This is a genomic window from Glycocaulis sp., from assembly GCF_052168375.1.
In the GTDB taxonomy this organism is placed as follows: Bacteria; Pseudomonadota; Alphaproteobacteria; order Caulobacterales; family Maricaulaceae; genus Glycocaulis.
Map to the genome: position 1 here is coordinate 1 of NZ_JBQLZR010000072.1, position 18,701 is coordinate 18,701.

Below are 18,701 nucleotides of genomic sequence, written 5' to 3' on the forward strand. Positions count from 1 at the left end.
CTCAATACCCCGACAGTTTCGCCACCTGTCCGGCGCCCCAGGCATCATCACCCAGGAACTCGCCCGCAGCCTGTGCGCGCTTGTAATAGAGGCCGATATCGTACTCGTCGGTCATGCCGACACCGCCGAACATCTGGATGCCTTCCGAAGTCGCCAGCCGCGAGACGGCTGTTGCCTTGGCCTTGGCCGCTGCGGCCCAGATCGGGGCCTGTGACGGCGTCTCGTCCAGCGTGCGAAGGGCTTTCAGCACGATGGAGCGCGCCATCTCGATTTCGGAAAGCAGGTGCGCGGCGCGGTGCTGCAGCCCTTGAAAGCTCGCAATAGGAACCCCGAACTGTTCGCGGTTCTTGATATAGTCGATCGTGACATCGAAAGCCTGTTCGGCGACGCCAAGGCTCTCTGCGGCCACGCAGGCCCGGCCCACATCAAGGATGTAGCCGATGGCCTTTGCGGTATCTTCCGCGCCATCGAGAAGCGCATCGCCGTCCAGCTGGACATTGTCGAAGGTGAAGTCGGCAGGCAGATGGCTGTCGACCGTGCGGCGCGCGGTACGGCTGACGCCTTTCTGGTTGCAGTCCACCATGACGAGGCAAGGTGCGCCGTCATCATTGCGTGCGACGACGATCAGGGCGTCGGCGGCTGCGCCATTAGCCACAAAGCGCTTCGAGCCGTTCAGCACCAGGCCATTGCCGTGCTTCTTCGCTCTGGTGTTGATGTGATCGGGATTGTGGCGGGCACGCTCATCGACCGCAAAGCCGATGACGGCCTCGCCGGAAACGATTTTTGCCAGCCATTTGTCCTTCTGCGCGGCATTGCCAGCCACGCGCAGTGCCGTTGCCGCGAGGACGGAGGTGGACAGAAATGGCGAGGGCGTCAGCGTGCGGCCCATCTCCTGCAGCAGCAGGCCCGCCGCCGATACGCCCAGATCCACTCCGCCATGGTCTTCCTCGACCAGCACGCCGGTCCAGCCCATCTCGGCCATGGCAGACCACAGCTCGCGCGAGAAGCCATCGGAGTTGTTCTCGTCGCGCAGCTTGCGAAACGCGGTTACCGGGGCCGTCTCGGACAGAAAGCTGCGCGCGCTATCGCGCAGCATCTGCTCTTCGTCGTTCAATACAAAGCTCATTGCAGCAAATGCCTTCTTGAAAATCAGGTGCCGGGAAGCTCAAGGACGCGCTTGGCGACGATGTTGAGCTGGATCTCGCTGGTGCCGCCCTCGATGGAGTTGGCACGGCTGCGCAGCCAGGAGCGGGCGGCCTCGCCGTCTTCTTCCTTCTCGCCTTCCCACAGGAGGCCATCGGAGCCGAGCGCCGACATGTTCAGCTCGTGGCGGCGCTTGTTCAGCTCGGTGCCGACATATTTCAGGATGGAGGCTTTCGCGCCCACACCTTCGCCCTTGTCGGCCTCATCCTTCACCCGGCGCAAGGTCGCCTCGAAGGCCAGCGCGTCAATGGTGAGGCGCGCGACGTCACCGCGAAGGATCGGGTCAGCGATCTGGCCCTTCTCGTCAACCTCGCCAGCCAGATGTGCGGCGCCAACCGGGTTGAGGCCGCCGGAAACGGCGTCGGACACGATGCCGGCGCGCTCGTGGCTGAGCAGGTATTTGGCAATCTCCCAGCCCTGACCCGGCTTGCCGACTACGTTGGTCACCGGGGCGCGGGCATCATCGAAGAAGGTCTCGCAGAAGGGCGATTTACCCGAAATCAGCTTGATCGGCTTTGTGGAAACGCCGGCTGTGGCCATGTCCACCAGAATGAAGGAAATGCCGAGATGCTTGGGCGCATCAGCCTCGGTGCGAACGAGCGCGAATATCCAGTCAGACTTGTCGGCGTAGGAGGTCCAGACTTTCTGGCCGTTGATGACATACTCATCGCCGTCCAGCACGCCCTTGGTGCGCAGCGAGGCAAGGTCGGAACCGGCACCCGGCTCGGAATAGCCCTGGCACCAGCGGATCTCGCCGCGCGCGATTTTCGGCAGGTGTTCACGCTTCTGCTCTTCATTGCCGTATTTCAGCAGGGCCGGGCCAAGCATCCAGATGCCGAAGCTGTCGAGCGGCGAGCGGGCCTTGATGGCCTTCATCTCTTCCTTCAGGACCTGCGCTTCCTCCTTGGAGAGGCCGGCGCCGCCATATTCCTTCGGCCAGGTCGGTACGGTCCATCCGCGCTCCGCCATACGCTCCAGCCAGACACGCTGGTCATCGCTGGCGAAGGTCCAGTTGCGGCCGCCCCAGCAGATATCGGCTTCGCCGCGGGCGGGAATGCGCATGCCCGGCGGGCAGTTTGCCTCAAGCCATTCGCGGGTCTCTTTGCGGAAAGTCTCCAGCGACATTTTCGAGTCTCCTCCCGTTTACGTTTACGTCAAGGTTAGGCTGAGGCCGCGCCGGGCGCCAGCCCTGTTTTGCGCCTGCGCGATGCATCCCATGCGCGGCGAAAGCGCGCGGATCGCTTGCGCGCCACGTCCGAAGGGATAAGTAGCTGCAGCACACGGACTGACCAGAGGCCTGCCATGTTCGCCCATACTGCACTTCCCCGGCCATTCACGCCTGAAGATACCAACCGGGCCATGTTCTGGTGGCTGGTGGTCATTGCGGTGCTGGTCATTGCGATGATCGTGGTGGGCGGTGCGACGCGCCTGACCGGCTCAGGCCTGTCCATTACCGAATGGCGCCCGGTGACCGGCGCCATCCCGCCCATGACACAGGCAGGCTGGGAGGCGGAGCTGGAGAAATATCGCCAGATCCCGCAATACCAGATCCAGAACCGCGGCATGAGCATGGCCGAGTTCCAGTTCATCTACTGGTGGGAATGGGGCCATCGCCAGCTCGGGCGGTTCCTCGGCTTTGCCTTTGCGCTACCCTTCGCCTTCTTCCTGATCTCTCGTCAGGTGCCCAAACGCTTGCAGACGCGGCTGTGGGTGCTCTTTGCGCTGGGTGGCCTGCAAGGGGCTATCGGCTGGTGGATGGTAGCCTCGGGCCTGACCGAGCGTGTGTCGGTCAGCCAGTACCGTCTGGCAACGCACCTGATCATGGCCTTCTGTATTCTAGGGCTGACGCTCTGGACCGCGCTCGAACTGCGCTACGGCAAGACGCCTATCGTCAAGCGCGGACCAGTCTTCTCGCTTGCCGCCGTGTTCTGGGGCGCTGTGCTGTTCCAGATCGCGCTGGGCGCGCTGGTGGCCGGAACCGGGGCAGGACGAATCTTCACCACCTGGCCGGGGTTCGAGGGGCAGATTTTCCCTGAGGGCTATCTCTCCGGCCTGCCGGTCTGGCGCGCCGTGTTTGAAAGCCTTCCCGCTGTGCAGTTCCAGCATCGCTGGACAGGCTATGCCCTGGCCGTGCTGGGCGCCGTGCTGGCATGGCGCCTCTGGCAAACCGGACTGACCGATCTCAAGCGTGTGGGCGTGCTCCTGCCCGTGCTGATCGCAGGGCAGGTGGCATTGGGCATCTGGACGCTTGTATCAGCCTCGCCGCTGAACCTGTCGCTTGCCCACCAGGGCGGCGCAATTGCGCTCTTCCTGACGGCGGGCTTCACGACCTGGCTGGCGGCCCGGACGGCTGTTACTCCGGCGCGGTAACGGCCCGGCCCAGCACGTCGCGCGTCACCAGCTTGATGCGGGTGTCGCCGCCATCATGGATGGCTGCGAGGCCGGTGGAAAAGCCCATGCCGCTGAACGGCAGTTCGGTGACCGTGATGGCACCGGGCTGTTCCAGGCCAGTGATCGACATTTCGCTCTGAACCTCGATGGCCGAGATTTCTTCAAGCGTGCGCCCGTCAAACACGCCGATCACGCCCTGATCGGCGAACGGGACCAGAGCCACTGGCCGCCCGTAAAGCTCGGTGAAGGCAAAGTTGGCAACCGACACGTCGACTGCGTCAGCCGAGACACTGCCTTGCCCATCGACGCGGGCCAGGCCGCCCGTAGCACTGCCGATCACCAGATCGCCGTCCACGCCGGCGCAGTGTTCACCGGTAAAGGGCAGGGCGATCTCCGACACGCGCGTCAGGGTCAGCCGGTCAGCGCCGGTATCCATCATGCGCCAGATGGTGGCGCGGCGATTGGCGTGCAGCAGGGCGAGTTCGACAAAGCCCGTGCCTTGCCGGTAGAGGCATACGCTCTCCACCGGATCACTCACGCTCGCAATGTCCAGCGGCAGGGGCTCAATAGCCTCTGCACCCGGCAGAACGATAAAACCGCGCAGGAGGCGGTCGCTATCACTGCCGAAGAGCAGCGGAAGGCGCGTGCCGCGCATCTCGAAGACCGGTACTGCCACGAGGCTGGTCAACGCGGGGCCTGCGGCCTGGAAGACCCTCTCGCCGAAATCATTGTAGGCGTCAAACCCCCCGCCGCGCAGCGCCGCAACGATCAACCCGTCATCGCGGGCGTCCGCGACGGGCAGCAGGGCGAGGTGCTCGACCGCGCCAGCTTCCTGCGTCATGCCGGTAACCGGAACGCTGCGCACGGCCGCGCGGGTCTCCACGGCCTCTTCTGTCGCGCCGGGTTCTGCCGGCTGCTCGCACCCGGCAAGAAGCGCCGCTACACAGAGGCCAGCGAGCGCCGCTCCCACGGCCCCCTTACGGCGAAGGTGCGCCCCGGACCGCGTTGCACGTTGAAGAAGAGTGTCGTTCCGTCGGGTGAGAAGCATGGACCTGTTATCTCGCTGTATTCGTTGTCGGTGTCAGACGCCGCATTGCGGCCAATCGTGTAGATTTGCCCAGAGGGCGTGACGCCGCGGATGAACTGTTCACCCTCACCATCTTCAACGACAATGAGGTCGCCCCAAGGCGCAATCGTGATGTTGTCGCACTTCTCGAGCACCCGCGCATCGGTTGATTCCACAAACAGGGTGATCTGGCCCGGCGCCTCGCGCTCGCGCGGCGTGCCTTCAAACGGGCTGGGCCGGTAGCGCCATATCTGTCCGATCTGGGCCGGTCCGCCATCGGTGCAGCAGAAATAAAGCTCGCCTTCGCCAAACCACAGGCCTTCTCCGCGCGTGAAATTGGCCGCGCCCGCCAGCACTGAACGGCTGGCAAGATCGTTGTCCGGGTTGTGGATCGCCTCAAGATCAATCCAGCGCACGTCAAGGGACTGGCCGACCGGAATGGGATCGGTGCTGCCAGACCAGTTGCGGGTGTCGGCGCCGGGACGCTCCACAAGTGCCAGCGCCTGCAACCGGCCCCCGCGCCACAATTCTTCCCTGTGATCCGGGATGAAACGGGTGAAAAGCCCCGGTTCCGCATCCTCTGTCTGGTAGGCAATGCCCGTTGCCGGATCGATTGCCACTGCCTCGTGGCGGAAGCGGCCCATGCCGCGCAGCGCTACCGGTTCGACCAGCCCTGTCGCACTGGCAGGAACTTCAAAGTTCCAGCCATGGTCGAGGCGCGCCGCACCACCCTGCTGCATCAGGGTTTCCTCACAGCTGATCCAGCTATTCCAGGGCGTCGGGCCGCCCGCGCAATTATTGACCGTGCCGGCGAGCGACAGGAATTCGCGCTCCACCCGGCCATTGCGGGCATTCACATGAACGGTCGTGGTGCCGCCAAGGTGCGGCTCCCCGCCTGGAAGCGTGTCATAGAGAAAGGACGGGTCGATCCGGTCCAGCAGGCTGTAATCGGCGCCGAAGGCAGACTTCTCGACCTGTCCGGGGTTGAGTTCATGATTGCGGACGAGGATGACATGGTCGCGGTCGCTCCCCTGAAAGCAGGCCATGCCGTCATGATTGCCAGGTACCAGCAGGCCATCGCTCATGACCTGGCCGGTTTCGGAGAACGTCGTGTAGGAAAACCCGTCTGGCAGGCTGAAAAGACCGCGCCGGTCTGCTTGCAGGCGGCCATAGCCGCGCACCTGGTTCAGGTGTGTCTGGGGCGGCGCGCCATTGCACCCGGTCAGTACGGCCAGTCCGGCAAACGCACTTGCCGTCGCAGCGGCCTGAGCGAAAAACCGGCGGCGGGACAGGGGCATGACGGGGGCTCCAGAGTGGATGAAGGGCGTTTGAAATCACCATGATCTATAGGTGATTTGTCACCCGTGTGACAGGGGGAGGGCGGAGCGGCAGCGGAGAGCTCAGAGTGTGCGGTAATTAAATACCGCATATCTAGAGCGCTGATTTACAGTCTTTTTCACAAGCCGTGTTGACACAAACCGGTGCGGCGCGTAACAGCGCGCATCCATGAGAGGCCGGGCGGTTCCGGTCTCGCTCTCAAGTGTCAAGGCCGAAGCGATGAAGACCTTCTCCGCAAAGCCCGCAGAAGTTGAACACAAATGGGTTGTGATCGACGCCGAAGGGGCCGTTGTCGGCCGTCTCGCGGCGTATATTGCCACCCGTCTGCGCGGCAAGCACCGTCCCGACTTCACCCCGCACACCGATTGCGGTGACCATATCGTGGTCATCAATGCCGACAAGGTGGTGTTCACGGGCAAAAAATACGAAGACAAGCGCTATTACCGTCACACCGGTCACCCGGGCGGTATCAAGGAAACCAGCCCGCGCAAGCTGATCGAGGGCCGTTTCCCCGAGCGTGTGCTCGAGAACGCCGTCAAGCGCATGCTGCCGAAAGAAAGCCCGCTGGCCCGCACCCAGTTCTCCAAGCTGCGCGTCTATGCCGGCACCGAGCACAAGCACGAGGCCCAGCAGCCTGAAGTCATCGACTTCAAATCCCTCAACACCAAAAACGTGCGGAGCGCATAATGGCCGAACAAGCACGCTCTCTCGAAGACCTGAAATCGGCCCTGAAGCAGGCTGACGCTCCGGTTGTTGCCACGCCCGAAGAAGAGGTTCTTGCCGAACCGAAGATCGACGAGCATGGCCGCGCCTATGCCACCGGCAAGCGCAAGAACGCCATTGCCCGCGTCTGGATCAAGCCGGGTGCCGGCAAGATCGTCGTCAATGGCCGCGATCAGGAAGTTTACTTTGCCCGCCCGGTGCTGCGCATGCTGCTGGCCCAGCCGTTCGAAACGGCCGAGCGCCTCGACCAGTATGACGTGTATGCAACGGTGACCGGTGGTGGCCTGTCCGGCCAGGCCGGTGCGGTGCGTCACGGCATCTCCAAGGCTCTGACCTATTACGAGCCGGAGCTGCGCCGCGTGCTGAAAGCCGGTGGCTTCCTCACCCGCGACAGCCGCGTCGTCGAGCGCAAGAAGTACGGCAAGAAGAAAGCCCGCCGCAGCTTCCAGTTCTCGAAGCGCTAAACGGTCTTTCCCTTGCGGGAATGCAAAAGCGGGCGGTGCCGGATGGCGCCGCCCGTTTTCTTTTGGCGAACAGGGCTGGAGCGCCGTAATTGGCGGCTCCCCATGCCGGAGGGGTCATGCTATGCACGCCCGCCAGCGGACAATTGCCTTCCGCGCCAGTACCGGGACACTTCACACTGATGACCGATGCCGCTTCACGACCTCTGCTGACGGTGCTCATTCCTGCGCTCAACGAGGCAGAAAGCATCGAGACGGTTGTACGCGAAGCGCGCGATGTGATTACCGCATCGATCCCGCAATCGCGCTTCATCATCATTGATGATGGCAGCACTGACGGGACGGCAGAGGCGCTGGGCGGCCTGATGGCGGAAGACGACCGCATCCGCCTGATCCAGCATCCGAAGCGCTCCGGCAAGAGCGCGGCCCTGCGAACGGGCATGATCGCGGCGCGCTCCCTCTGGGTCGCGACAATGGACGGGGACGGGCAGGACGATCCGCGCTCCATTCTGGACATGGTCGCCGAGATTGATCTGACGACTGTCGGTGACAGGGCTCTTGTGGCTGGCTGGCGCCAGAACCGCACGGACGGCAATAGCCGCAAGTTCGCCTCGCGCTTTGCCAATCATCTTCGCCGCAGCCTCCTCAATGATGCCTGTCCGGATACGGCGTGCGGATTGAAGCTGGTGGTGCGGGACCTTTTCCTCGCCATGCCCTTCTTCGATGCGCTGCACCGCTATATCCCGGCCTTCACCCGGCACCTCGGATTCAGCTATGTCAGCGTGCCGGTTGTGAATCGCGCCCGGGCGGCAGGCGAATCCAAATACACAAATCTTGGCAGAGCTATGGCCGGGTTTTTTGATCTGATGGGTGTGGTGTGGCTCATGCGCCGTACCCATGTGCCCGCTGCCCAGCTTTTGCTCGGCCGTTCGGCAGATGAGGTCTGACGTGACCGGCTGGCTTGAGACGCTTCTGGTGCCGGGCACACGCGGCGGTCTGAACCGCTTCGGCTATCTCTTTCTGGTGCTCGTTGCGCTGGCGGCAATGTTGCCGGGCTTCTTCACCATCCCGGCGATGGACCGCGATGAGTCCCGTTATATTCAGGCCAGCCGCCAGATGATGGAGACGGGCGACTTCATCGATATCCGCTTTCAGGATGAGGCCCGTCACAAGCAGCCCGTCGGCACGTACTGGGCGCAGGTCGTGACCACCACGCCCTTTGGCGGCGCCGAAGCGCCGGTCTGGGCGCACCGCCTGACCAGTCTTTTTGGCATTATTGCCGCCATTATCATGACCGGCTGGCTCGGCAGCCGGCTCTTTTCGCCGCAGGTGGGGCTTGCCGCAGGCCTTGTGCTGGCCATTGCGCTATCGCTTCAGGTGGAGGCACGCACCGCCAAGACAGATGCGCTTCTATTGGGCTTTGGCATGCTGGCGCAGATTTCGCTCGCCATGCTGGCGCTCAAAATTACGGACAGGCGTCCTGCCTTCATCGGCTGGCCCTTTGCGATGTGGGCTGCAACAGGCGTCTGCATCCTGATCAAGGGTCCGATCTTCACCATGGTGACGGCGCTGACGCTGTTCGCCTTCATCGCTCTGACGCGCGATTTTGATCTCCTGCGCCGTATCCGTCCGGGCCTTGGCCTCTTGGTCGTCATTGCCATCGCAGCGCCCTGGCTTGTTGCGGTGACCATCGTCACCGATGGCGCCTTCCTTGCGGAAGCGGTGGGCTGGTCGATGCTGCGCAAGGTGTCCGAAGCGGCGGAGAACCATACCGGTCCGCTCGGCTTCCACCTCATGCTCTCACCCGTGACGTTGTGGCCGGGTGCCGTCCTGCTGGCGCTGGCCGTGCTGGCGGCGTGGAAACACCGCAAGGACAGGACGATCCTCTTCCTCGTCTCCTGGATCGTGCCGACCTGGATCGTCTTCGAACTCATCACCACCAAGCTGCCGCACTATGTGGTGCCGACTTTTCCGGCCATCGCGATCCTGATGGGCCTTGCACTGACTGATGTGCGCGGACTTCTTTCCGGGTTGAAGCAGCGTGTCTTCCACTGGGTTGCCGCTGGCCTGACGCTCGCCGTCTCCGGCGTGCTCATCGCGCTTCCGATAGCGGCGCATATCGAATTCAACGGCGCAGTCGGGCTCGAAGCCTGGATCGCCGCTGGCGCTGGCCTTGTCGCGCTTTTTACCGTGGGTGCGCTCGCCTTCGCGCCGTCCCTGCGCACGCTGGGCGTGGCCGGTGTCGGTGCCATCGCCGTCTATGGCGCGATGTTCGGCGTGGTGATCCCCAATATCGATGCCATGTGGCCGTCAGAGCGCATGGGGCGCATCGTGGACCGGCTGGAAGGGTGCGAGACGCTCTCCATCACCACGCTCGGCTATCGCGAGCCATCCAATGCCTTCTATCTCGGGACAAACGCGCTCCTGTCGGACAATGCCGAGGCGTCCGTGGACGTGCTGGCAAGCGATCCGGCCTGCGGAGTGGCCATTGTGGACGTCGCCGAGCGCGAGGGTTTTGACGCGGCGCTTGCGGCGCGAGGGATGTCGGTCCGGCCGCTCGCCAGCGTATCGGGCTACAACCTGGTGAAGGGCGATCTGCTCGATCTGACCGTGCTTGTGACCGACGAGTCGGCCCTCAGCTTGCGCTAGCCTTCCGCTTTTTCGCGTGCCCCCTCAACCGGGTTCCCGGGCTTGACCCGGGATCCATGGTTTTTGGTGCCTCAGGTGCTTCGTAGGTGGGTCTCGGCTGGAGGGCCGGGACCGCGATTCTTGGATGGGACGGGGCTTTCCCCTAACTCCTCACCTTCACATACTCGCCCGGAGCCGGGCAGATAGGCTTCAGCTTGCCACCGCCGGGTTTGCGTGCGGGCACCTGGGTGTCATTCATCGACAGGAGCCACGCCTTCCAGTGCGGCCACCAGGAGCCGGGGTTTTCCTTGGCCCCTTTGAGCCATTCTTCGCGGGTTTCCGGCAAGGTCTCGTTGACCCAGTGCTGGTACTTGTTGGCATCGGGATGGTTGACCACGCCGGCGATATGGCCTGATCCGGCCATCATGTATTGCGTCTTGCCACCGAACAGGCGCGCGGAGCGATAGACCGAGTCCGCCGGGGCGATGTGGTCTTCCTTGCTGGCCTGCATGAAGACCGGGATTTTCACCTTTTTCAGGTCGAGCCGGTGACCGCCCAGCTCCAATTCCCCTTTGGAAAGAGCGTTCTGCTTGTAGAACTTCTCCAGATAATAGAGGTGCAAGGTCTTGGGCATACGCGTCTGGTCGGCATTCCAGTAGAGCAGGTCGAAGGCCTGCGGCGTCTTGCCTAGAAGGTAGTTGTTGATCACGAACGACCAGACGAGGTCATTGGCGCGCAGCATGTTGAACGTGTCGGCCATGGTCCGCCCGTCCAGCACCCCGCCTTGCGCATCCATCAGGCGGCCGATTTCCTTGAACCATTCCTCGTCGATGAAGACCAGAAGCTCGCCCGCCAGCTCGAAATCGAGCTGCGCGGCAAAGAAGGTGGCCGAGGCGATGCGGTCATCGTTTTCAGCCGCCATCAGGGCCAGCGCGCTGCCCAGCATCGTGCCGCCAATGCAATAGCCGATGGCGTCGACCTGACGTTCGCCGGTAGCCGTCTCGACCGCGTCCAGCGCCTCGAACAGGCCTTCGCGGATATAGTCCTCGAACGTCTTGTCCTTCAGGGTAGGATCCGGGTTCACCCAGGAGATCAGGAACACCGTGAACCCCTGTTGCGTCAGCCAGCGTATCATCGAGCCCTGCGGACGCATGTCCATGATGTAGAACTTGTTGATCCAGGGCGGCGCGATGAGAATCGGCCTCTGGCGCACGGTCTCGGTGACCGGTGAATACTGGATGAGTTCCATGACCGGGTTGCGGAAGATCACCTCGCCGGGCGTCGCAGCCAGATCCTTGCCGACGACGAAGCCTTCCATATCGGTCTGGGAGAGGGCGAGGCGGCCCTTGCCGCGCTCCAGATCGTTCACGAGGTTCATCAGACCGCGCGACAGGTTCTCGCCTTTGGTCTCGAACGTGGCTTTGAGCACATCCGGATTGGTCAGGGCGAAATTGGTCGGCGACATGGCGTCGATCATCTGGCGCGTGACGAAGTTCACCTTCCGGCGCGTTTCCTCGTCTATGCCCTTGGCATTGTTGACAAGATTGAGGAGGAAGCGCTGGTTCAACAGGTAGGACTGGCGCATGGCATCGAACATGGGGTGTTCGGTCCATTCAGCGGCACGCCAGCGCTTGTCGCCCTTTTCCGGTTCGATCACGGGCGGCGGTGTTTCGCCCATCATCTTCTTTGTCGCGCCGGACCAGAGATCGAGATAGCCGCGATAAAGATCGGATTGAGCCTGTAACAGGAGTTCCGGGTCGCTGAGCACGTTTTCCCAGGCCTTCGCAAGTTCAGGTGATGCGTGCAGCGGATCAGCCTGCGGGGCAAATGTGGGATCACCTTCCAGAGACCGGCGCATCATGTCGGCCATCAGCTTCTGGCTCTTCAGCGCCGACTGCATGACATTGCGCGATATGGTCTCCAGCGTTTCAAGGTCTGCCGCCGGAAGGCCCGGAAACCCCATCGCGCCGGTGGCCGGTTCGGGTGCCGGTGGCGGAGCCGCTTCCTCCGCCGCAGCCGGTTTGGCCGGCTTCTTTGCGGCAGAGGCCAGCTTTTTCGATTTAGCGCGCTTGGGAGGGGATTTTTTCTCGGCCATGACAGACAGCACTTCCGGTAGGGCGTGACACTGAGGAAACGAAGCGTATAGAAAGCGTGTGATCCGTCCACTCCCTTGAAGGAGGCCAGCCCCGTGGCCCGTGTCCCCTCCCTCCTGACCTGCGTAGTTCTGGCGAGCCTCATCCTTACAGGCTGCGCGCTGGTGACCGTCCCGGAAACCGAAGGCAGCTGGGCCGATGCGCGCATGGCGCTGGAAGCCGACCGTCAGCCGCCCGAATTCATCCCCGAAATTCGCAGGCCCGAGGCCGAAAGCTGGCGCATGGCGAGTGCAGCGCGTTCGCTGGCCGATACGCGCGACATGGTTGTCTCGCGCGCTCAGCTGCTGATGTTGCCGCCAGCCGATCCGCTGGCCTATGGACAACGGGCAAGGGAACAGGCCACACCGCCGCCTGCGCCGGCCAGAGACAATTGACCAAACTTTCCTGATCTGAACGGACCCTTCGTTCCAAACCCATCGCAAGGAAGCGCTGCCTGATGCCCTCCCACTCCCTTTCTCATCTTGCCCTTGGCGCCGTGGAAGCGGCTGAACGCGCCGCAATCGCGGCTGCGCGTCTGGCTGGCCGGGGTGACAAGATCGCAGCCGACCAGGCAGCGGTCGATGCCATGCGCAAAGCGTTCAACGACATGCCCATGCGTGGCCGCATCGTGATCGGCGAAGGCGAGCGCGACGAGGCACCGATGCTCTATATCGGCGAGGAGGTCGGCACCGGAGAAGGGCCGGAGATCGATATTGCGCTTGATCCGCTGGAAGGCACCTCGCTCACCGCAGGCGGCAAGCCTGAAGCGTTGACGCTGCTGGCGCTCGCGCCGCGCGGTGGCCTCCTGCATGCGCCTGATACCTATATGGACAAGCTGGCCGTCGGCCCCGGCCTGCCGGACGGGATCATCAATCTGGACAAGCCGGTGGGCGAAAATGTTGCTGCCGTCGCGAAGGCCAAGGGCGTGCCGGTGACTGACATCACCGTGTGCGTGCTCGAGCGCGAACGCCATCAGGCGATCATCGACGCTGTGCGCGCAGCCGGCGCGCGCGTTGTGCTGATCCCGGACGGGGGTGTGGCCGCCGTTATCGCGGCAGCCGACCCGAAAACCTCCGTCGACATGTATGTGGGTCAGGGCGGCGCACCTGAGGGCGTCTTGTCCGCAGCTGCCTTGCGCTGCCTTGGTGGCCAGATCGAATGCCGCCTGTTCTTCCGCAATGATGACGAGCGCGCACGCGCGGCCAAGACCGGCATCCAGGATCTCGACCGCAAATATGCCGGTAGTGAACTGGCCTCGAAGGACTGCCTCTTTGTCGCCAGCGGTGTGACCGGCGGACAGTTGCTGGACGGCGTAACCCACGGTCCCGGCACAGTCACCACCCAGACCCTGCTTCTGTCGTCCGCGCCACGCTCGCGCCGCGTCATTACCACCCAGCGATTCCTGGAGGGCAGCTGATCCCGTGAGCGCCGGACGCGAAGCGTTGTTTGGCGTCACCCGCTCGGTAACCGGGCGGGCCTGGGCGCTGAGCGAGGCTCGCGACGAACAGGTGGCCGCCGTCGTGCGGGCTACGGGGTGCAATGATGCACTGGCGCGTCTCATGGTCTCGCGCGGCATTGACGTCGATGCCGCAAACGGATTCCTCAGCCCACGCCTGCGCGACAGCTTTCCCGATCCGTCGAGCTTTCTGGGCATGGACGCTGCCGCCCGCGCCATATGGGACGCGGTACAGGCAGGCACGCGCATCGCGGTCTTTGCCGATTACGATGTCGACGGGGCGAGCTCCGGCGCGCAGCTCGTACGCTGGCTGCGCGCGGTCGGGCAGGAGGCACTGACCTATGTGCCGGACCGTATCGAGGAAGGTTACGGTCCTTCCGCCGAAGCCTTTGCCAGCCTGCAAGCTGCGGGCGCTGGTCTGGTCGTAACGGTTGATTGCGGGGCTGCCGCCCATGGCGCGCTGGAAAGTGCGGCATCGATGGGCCTGCCGGTCGTGGTCATCGACCACCATCTGATGGACGGCGCGCCACCCCCGGCGCTGGCGCTCGTCAACCCAAACCAGCCAGGCGACACTTCGGGCTGTGGCCATTTCGCGGCGGCGGGTGTGACGCTGGTCCTTCTGGCTGCGCTGAACCGCGAGGGCCGGGCGCGCGGTGCCTTTTCCGGGCCGGAGCCCGACATCATGGCAATGACGGATCTCGCCGCTCTCGGTACGATCTGCGACGTGGTGTCACTTACCGGTCCGAACCGCGCGATCGTTACCACGGGCCTAAAGGTGATGAGCAGTTGGCACAAGCCGGGTCTGGCGGCGCTGGCCGAGGTGTCGGGCTTAACAGGGCCTGCCAGCCCCTACCATTGCGGCTTTCTGCTGGGTCCGCGCATCAATGCGGGCGGGCGTGTCGGTTCGGCTGGTCTGGGCCTTGAACTGCTTGCAAGCGACGACCCGGCGCGGGTTCGCGCCATCGCGCAGGAGCTCGACCAGCTAAACGCCGAACGCAAAGCCATTGAGGACGGGGTGCTCACCGCCGCTCTCGATCAGATCGAAAGCGGTCAGGTCGATCCGGATGGTCCCGTCATCGTACTCTCTGGCGAGGGCTGGCACCCCGGCGTCATCGGCATTGCTGCCGGACGGATCAAGGACCAGTTCAACCGGCCGACCATCGTGATCGGCGTAGAAGACGGTATCGGCAAGGGATCCGGGCGTTCCTGTCCCGGCGTGCATCTCGGCAATGCAATCCTTGCGGCCCGCGAGGCCAGCCTGCTGGAGAAGGGCGGCGGGCATGCCATGGCGGCAGGTCTTACCATTGCCGCGCCGCGCATCGGGGCTTTCCGGGACTTCCTGTCTGAACGCCTTGCGCCCGAGTGGGCTGCGGCTGATGAGGCGCGCACCTTGCGCCTCGACGCGGTGGTTCACCCCGCAGCGGTCAGTTTCGAGTTCGGCGATTCGCTCAAGCAGGCCGCACCGTTCGGCATGGGCAATCCGGAGCCGAGATTCGCCCTGTCAGACCTTCATATCCGCTTCGTGAAGGAGGTGGGGACCGGGCATTTGCGCTTCTCCTTCGAGGCTGCCTCCGGCGCGCAGGTGTCAGGCATCGCCTTTCGCGCGGTCGGCAAGCCGCTGGGCGACGCTCTCCTGAATGGCCAAAACCAGCGCTGGCATGCGGCCGGACGCATCAAGGCCGAAGACAATCGCTTTGGCCGCAAGGCGGAGCTTCACCTCGAGGACCTGGCGCTGGCGAGCGGCTGACCACGCGGCGCGTGCACCTGCTGCACAATAAGCTACGCGCAGGGCTTGCATCGGGGATTCGGCTTGGATATAGAACCGGTCTCGCGTTGATGCGGGCCCTTCGTCTATCGGTTAGGACGCTAGGTTTTCAACCTGGAAAGAGGGGTTCGATTCCCCTAGGGCCTGCCACGCGGCTTATCCGGCAATTCGCTCCAAGAATCTGGCGTGAACCCGCTCGCGCGGACATTTCTGTTGCGCCGCTATCGCGGTGTTTATCGGGCCGGGACGACTTGGATCATCAGCCTGTCGAGTGAATTTTCGGACTCATTTCCACTCGTGTGCTGGTCACCATGAGTTGGCGGGTTCTCCGGGAAGACAATGCGCATGGCAACGCGTCCTTTGCGTGGCGATTCTGCATCACCTTCACCAACTGTTAAGCCTGCGCTTGTTTTTCAGAGGGTTGCATTAGGGGGCTGGGGCACTTTTGTCATGGCCCTCTGAGGCGAAGTTTGTTACTCCTAAGCTCAAGGTTAATTTGAGAGGCTCGTCATGAAACATTCAATCAAGCTTTCCCGCGCACTTCTTGGCGCCGTGATGTTCGCTGGCGCGCCGCTCGCTGGCATTCCTGCTATCGCTTCCGCGTCTGCATTCGTGCAGGAAGCTCCGACGGTTCAGGAAGTCGCCGACGCCATCGTAGCTGCCGTTGCGGCGCTGGGTCCGGATGCGACCGAAGCTGAAGTCGAGGCGGCGATTGCTGCAGCGATCCAGGCTTCCGGCGCTGATGCTTCAACGGCTTCTGCCGCTCTGGCTGTCGCGGCGGCTTCGCCGGTCATGCAAACGCCGGCGGCGACGGCTGCTGCTGCGAACGTATCCGGCCAACTGGCTTCTCCGGGCGGCATTCCGGGCGTTCCGGGTGGTCCGTCGGGCAGCACGCCGACCCCGCCCCCGCCGCCGCCTCCGGGTGGCCGTGGCGGTTCGGACTACTAGGTCCGGCAAGTTTTCGGGCCTGCGTTCCTTCAAGGCGCAGGCCCGACAAGGTTTTGTGCCGGCGATATTGGCGCCGGATTTTCATTAGTGGGGAATACATGGTGGACCTCAAGGAAAAGCTGTTTTCGAGTGTCGGCGCTGCCGTCCTTATTTTGGGTGCTGGCGGAGCTGCGAGCGTGGCCGGGGCTTCCACCGCCGAGGCTCAGGCTCTCTGGGACCGCGACCGTAACGTGAGTGTGACGCAGCGCCCGCGTCCGGAATACGACGCGCTCGGCGCGCGTGCCGGTGCCTTCATCTACCGCCCGAGCCTGACGCTCGGTGTCGAACTGAACGACAACATCTTCGCGACGGCGACGAATGAGGAAACGGATTCCATCCTCATCCTGAACCCGGCAGTGACGGTCGATACGACCTGGTCGCGCCACGCGTTCAACGCCTATGCGAACGTCAATCGCAAGCTCTACAATGATTTCACCGATGAGAGCACGACCGACTATGCGCTCGGTGCGGGCGGCCGTCTGGACATCCGGCGCTCCACTTCGCTGAATGGCTCCATCTCGCAGAGCCGTGGTACCGAGCCGCGTACCTCTGCCGGCGCAGCCGGTTTTGCAGCCGAGCCGATCCGTTTTGACAACAAGACGTTCTCTATTGGCGGTCAGCACACCTTCAACCGCCTGCGCCTGCGCGCCGGGTATGATTTTGCGGAAACCGACTACGAAGATGCGCGCCTGATCGGTGGCGGTGTTGCCAGCCAGGACTTCCGCGACCAGGACACCCACCGCTACACGGTGCGCGCCGACTATGCGATCAGCCCGGATACCGCGCTCTTTGTCCGCTACCGCTATAATGACCGCGACTTCCACCTTGCCCCGCCGGCTGTTCTCAATAACCGGGACTCCGATGGATACACCATCGATGGCGGTGTGGAGTTTGATCTCGGCGGTCTCGCGCGCGGCGAAATCGGTCTCGGCTATACCGAGCAGACCTATGTCAGCGCAGCTTTCCCGAAAGTGGAGGGCTTCAGCTTTGACGGCCTCGTGGAATGGTTCCCGACCCAGCTGACCACGCTGACCTTCACGGCCCGCCGGGCAATTGAAGACTCCGGCATCGCGGCGTCGGCAGGTTTCCTCGGCACGTCTCTCGCAGCGCAGCTCGACCATGAATTGCTTCGCAACGTCATCCTGACTGGCCGCGTGGACTACGCCAATGACGACTATGAAGGCATTGACCGGGAAGACGAGCGCTGGGGCGCAACGGCGCAGGCGACCTATCTGGTGAACCGCAATCTCGGTCTGACGGCGAGCTATAGCTATCTCGACCAGACCTCTGCGGGTATCGACGCCGCCAATGCATTCAGCGTCAATCGCGTCATGTTCTCGGCGGTGATCCAGTATTGATGACAGTCGGAGGAAGGTTGTAGCCTTCCTCCATCAGGCATGCCCACCGGCACATCGGAGCGCGCTTGCGTTTCGTTGTGCCGGTCGCATGTTCCACGTGGTGTCCAAAAGCCGGGGTAGTCATGGCTAACAATTCGAGCCAGCCATTCGCGAGCGCTGGCCTTGAGGCCGATGACGACCTTGTAGACCTTCGCCAGCTCTGGCGCGTCCTTCGGCGGCGACTTGCCGTATTCATTGCCGTTGCGCTCGGAATTTTTGCGCTCGCGGTTCTCGTCACCATGCAGATGACGCCGCAATACACGGCTACCGCCAGTGTCATCATTGATGCACGCCGCTCCCAGGTCATTGATATCGAGGCGGTATTGACGGGTGTCGGGTCGGACGCCGCCGCGCTCGATACCGAGGTGGAATTGATCCGCAGCCGCTCGCTGGCCCAGGCTGTCGTCGAGAGCCTCGATCTGGTGTCAGACCCCGAATTCAATGGCCGCCTGCGCGAGCCTTCCGGGGTCGGCGCGCTCATTAGTGGCGTCACCGGGTTCTTTTCCGCCCTTCTGCCGTCACAGGTTGCGGAAAGCACCGGATCACCGGAAAGCCGCGAACTCGATCAGGTCACCTCGGCGGTTCTGGACCGCCTGAGCGCCCGCCGGTCGGGCATGACATACATGATTTCAATCAGCTTCGTTTCGGAAGGCCCTGAAAAGGCGGCGCGAATTGCCAATGCCTTTGCCGACGCCTATCTGACCTCCCAGCTAGAAGCCAAGTTCGAGGCGACGGAGCGGGCGAATATCTGGCTCAACGAACGGCTCGAAGTGTTGCGCGAGGAAGTCCGCACTGACGAGCAGGCCGTGGAGCTTTACCGTGCCGAGAATGGACTTCTCGATACGGGTGGCAGCACGCTCACCGAACAGCAAATTTCCGACCTCAACGCCCAGCTGGCGATCCAGCGCGCCGAGTTGTCGGCTGCAGAATCGTCGCTTCGCAGTGTTCAGGCTCAGCTCAATCAGGGATCGTCGCTCGATACGATCGGTGAGGTACTGCGTTCGGAGACGATCCGGGCCTTGCGGGCCCAGCAGACCGAGACGAGCCGCCGGCGCAGCGATCTGACATCGCGCTATGGCCCGCGCCACCCGGAAATCCTCGCCGTTGAACGTGAAGCGGCAGATCTGGAAGAGCAGGTTGCCCGCGAGATCCAG

General features: G+C 63.3%; 16 protein-coding genes and 1 tRNA gene. 12 read left to right on the forward strand and 5 right to left on the reverse strand.

All coding sequences use genetic code 11. The annotated features are described in order from the left end of the window. Window position 1: 1 nt before the first annotated feature. Both ACTS2Z_RS02785 and ACTS2Z_RS02790 read right to left on the reverse strand, forming a co-directional pair. The gene (locus tag ACTS2Z_RS02785; protein ID WP_442571708.1) at window positions 2–1,126 is read right to left on the reverse strand and encodes an acyl-CoA dehydrogenase family protein; all 1,125 of its coding nucleotides are present in this window, start codon (window positions 1,124–1,126) and stop codon (window positions 2–4) included. Between the two features lie 23 nt (window positions 1,127–1,149). Then, window positions 1,150–2,328: an acyl-CoA dehydrogenase family protein gene (locus ACTS2Z_RS02790; RefSeq protein WP_442571709.1), complete on the reverse strand. Its 1,179-nt coding sequence runs from the start codon at window positions 2,326–2,328 to the stop codon at window positions 1,150–1,152. A 177-nt stretch (window positions 2,329–2,505) separates the two neighbouring features. Here ACTS2Z_RS02790 and ACTS2Z_RS02795 point away from each other — a divergent pair, with 177 nt between their 5' ends. Continuing rightward, window positions 2,506–3,573 carry a COX15/CtaA family protein gene (locus ACTS2Z_RS02795; protein ID WP_442571710.1) on the forward strand — a complete coding sequence of 356 codons (1,068 nt, stop codon included), beginning with the start codon at window positions 2,506–2,508 and terminating at the stop codon, window positions 3,571–3,573. Here ACTS2Z_RS02795 and ACTS2Z_RS02800 read toward each other — a convergent pair. Next, the gene (locus tag ACTS2Z_RS02800; protein WP_442571711.1) at window positions 3,557–4,564 is read right to left on the reverse strand and encodes a hypothetical protein; all 1,008 of its coding nucleotides are present in this window, start codon (window positions 4,562–4,564) and stop codon (window positions 3,557–3,559) included. The genes ACTS2Z_RS02795 and ACTS2Z_RS02800 overlap by 17 nt on opposite strands. Further along, window positions 4,534–5,958, reverse strand: coding sequence for an alkaline phosphatase PhoX (locus tag ACTS2Z_RS02805; RefSeq protein ID WP_442571712.1), 1,425 nt, complete (start codon window positions 5,956–5,958; stop codon window positions 4,534–4,536). The genes ACTS2Z_RS02800 and ACTS2Z_RS02805 overlap by 31 nt, the downstream gene beginning before the upstream one ends. Window positions 5,959–6,217: 259 nt before the next feature. Here ACTS2Z_RS02805 and rplM point away from each other — a divergent pair, with 259 nt between their 5' ends. The 4 genes from rplM (at window position 6,218) to ACTS2Z_RS02825 (ending at window position 9,831) form a co-directional block, all read left to right on the forward strand. Next, the gene (gene rplM / locus ACTS2Z_RS02810; protein ID WP_442571723.1) at window positions 6,218–6,685 is read left to right on the forward strand and encodes a 50S ribosomal protein L13; all 468 of its coding nucleotides are present in this window, start codon (window positions 6,218–6,220) and stop codon (window positions 6,683–6,685) included. After that, on the forward strand, window positions 6,685–7,185 hold the full coding sequence (gene rpsI, locus ACTS2Z_RS02815; RefSeq protein WP_442571713.1) for a 30S ribosomal protein S9: 501 nt from the start codon (window positions 6,685–6,687) through the stop codon (window positions 7,183–7,185). The genes rplM and rpsI overlap by 1 nt, the downstream gene beginning before the upstream one ends. A gap of 179 nt (window positions 7,186–7,364) precedes the next feature. Continuing rightward, window positions 7,365–8,129 carry a glycosyltransferase family 2 protein gene (locus tag ACTS2Z_RS02820; protein ID WP_442571714.1) on the forward strand — a complete coding sequence of 255 codons (765 nt, stop codon included), beginning with the start codon at window positions 7,365–7,367 and terminating at the stop codon, window positions 8,127–8,129. Window position 8,130: 1 nt separating this feature from the next. Next, window positions 8,131–9,831, forward strand: coding sequence for an ArnT family glycosyltransferase (locus tag ACTS2Z_RS02825; protein ID WP_442571715.1), 1,701 nt, complete (start codon window positions 8,131–8,133; stop codon window positions 9,829–9,831). A 142-nt stretch (window positions 9,832–9,973) separates the two neighbouring features. Here the strand turns inward: ACTS2Z_RS02825 and phaC are convergent, their stop codons facing one another. Continuing rightward, a complete protein-coding gene (gene phaC / locus ACTS2Z_RS02830; protein ID WP_442571716.1) occupies window positions 9,974–11,905 on the reverse strand; it encodes a class I poly(R)-hydroxyalkanoic acid synthase in 1,932 nt (643 codons plus the stop codon). A gap of 93 nt (window positions 11,906–11,998) precedes the next feature. On the opposite strand from phaC, the gene ACTS2Z_RS02835 reads away from it, so the two are divergent. From ACTS2Z_RS02835 to ACTS2Z_RS02865, 7 genes are all read left to right on the forward strand, one after another. After that, window positions 11,999–12,337, forward strand: coding sequence for a hypothetical protein (locus ACTS2Z_RS02835; protein ID WP_442571717.1), 339 nt, complete (start codon window positions 11,999–12,001; stop codon window positions 12,335–12,337). A gap of 62 nt (window positions 12,338–12,399) precedes the next feature. Further along, window positions 12,400–13,359 (forward strand): class II fructose-bisphosphatase, encoded by a 960-nt coding sequence (glpX, locus tag ACTS2Z_RS02840; protein ID WP_442571718.1) that lies wholly within the window; start codon window positions 12,400–12,402, stop codon window positions 13,357–13,359. Window positions 13,360–13,363: 4 nt separating this feature from the next. Next, window positions 13,364–15,145, forward strand: coding sequence for a single-stranded-DNA-specific exonuclease RecJ (gene recJ, locus ACTS2Z_RS02845; RefSeq protein WP_442571719.1), 1,782 nt, complete (start codon window positions 13,364–13,366; stop codon window positions 15,143–15,145). A gap of 93 nt (window positions 15,146–15,238) precedes the next feature. Next, window positions 15,239–15,313, forward strand: a tRNA-Glu gene (locus ACTS2Z_RS02850). 360 nt (window positions 15,314–15,673) lie between these two features. Next, complete coding sequence (locus tag ACTS2Z_RS02855; RefSeq protein ID WP_442571720.1) at window positions 15,674–16,111, forward strand: hypothetical protein; 438 nt, start codon at window positions 15,674–15,676, stop codon at window positions 16,109–16,111. A gap of 98 nt (window positions 16,112–16,209) precedes the next feature. After that, window positions 16,210–17,508 (forward strand): outer membrane beta-barrel protein, encoded by a 1,299-nt coding sequence (locus ACTS2Z_RS02860; RefSeq protein ID WP_442571721.1) that lies wholly within the window; start codon window positions 16,210–16,212, stop codon window positions 17,506–17,508. A 122-nt stretch (window positions 17,509–17,630) separates the two neighbouring features. After that, window positions 17,631–18,701: GumC family protein (locus tag ACTS2Z_RS02865; RefSeq protein ID WP_442571722.1), on the forward strand; the 1,071-nt coding region annotated here is incomplete at its 3' end.

Bases quoted from the DNA above. Each gene is read 5' to 3' on its own strand.
- ACTS2Z_RS02785 (WP_442571708.1), bottom strand. From the start codon at position 1,126: ATGAGCTTTGTATTGAACGACGAAGAGCAGATGCTGCGCGATAGCGCG.
- rpsI (WP_442571713.1), top strand. From the start codon at position 6,685: ATGGCCGAACAAGCACGCTCTCTCGAAGACCTGAAATCGGCCCTGAAG.
- ACTS2Z_RS02820 (WP_442571714.1), top strand. From the start codon at position 7,365: ATGACCGATGCCGCTTCACGACCTCTGCTGACGGTGCTCATTCCTGCG.
- ACTS2Z_RS02790 (WP_442571709.1), bottom strand. From the start codon at position 2,328: ATGTCGCTGGAGACTTTCCGCAAAGAGACCCGCGAATGGCTTGAGGCA.
- ACTS2Z_RS02860 (WP_442571721.1), top strand. From the start codon at position 16,210: ATGGTGGACCTCAAGGAAAAGCTGTTTTCGAGTGTCGGCGCTGCCGTC.
- rplM (WP_442571723.1), top strand. From the start codon at position 6,218: ATGAAGACCTTCTCCGCAAAGCCCGCAGAAGTTGAACACAAATGGGTT.
- ACTS2Z_RS02855 (WP_442571720.1), top strand. From the start codon at position 15,674: ATGAAACATTCAATCAAGCTTTCCCGCGCACTTCTTGGCGCCGTGATG.
- glpX (WP_442571718.1), top strand. From the start codon at position 12,400: ATGCCCTCCCACTCCCTTTCTCATCTTGCCCTTGGCGCCGTGGAAGCG.
- ACTS2Z_RS02805 (WP_442571712.1), bottom strand. From the start codon at position 5,958: ATGCCCCTGTCCCGCCGCCGGTTTTTCGCTCAGGCCGCTGCGACGGCA.
- ACTS2Z_RS02795 (WP_442571710.1), top strand. From the start codon at position 2,506: ATGTTCGCCCATACTGCACTTCCCCGGCCATTCACGCCTGAAGATACC.
- phaC (WP_442571716.1), bottom strand. From the start codon at position 11,905: ATGGCCGAGAAAAAATCCCCTCCCAAGCGCGCTAAATCGAAAAAGCTG.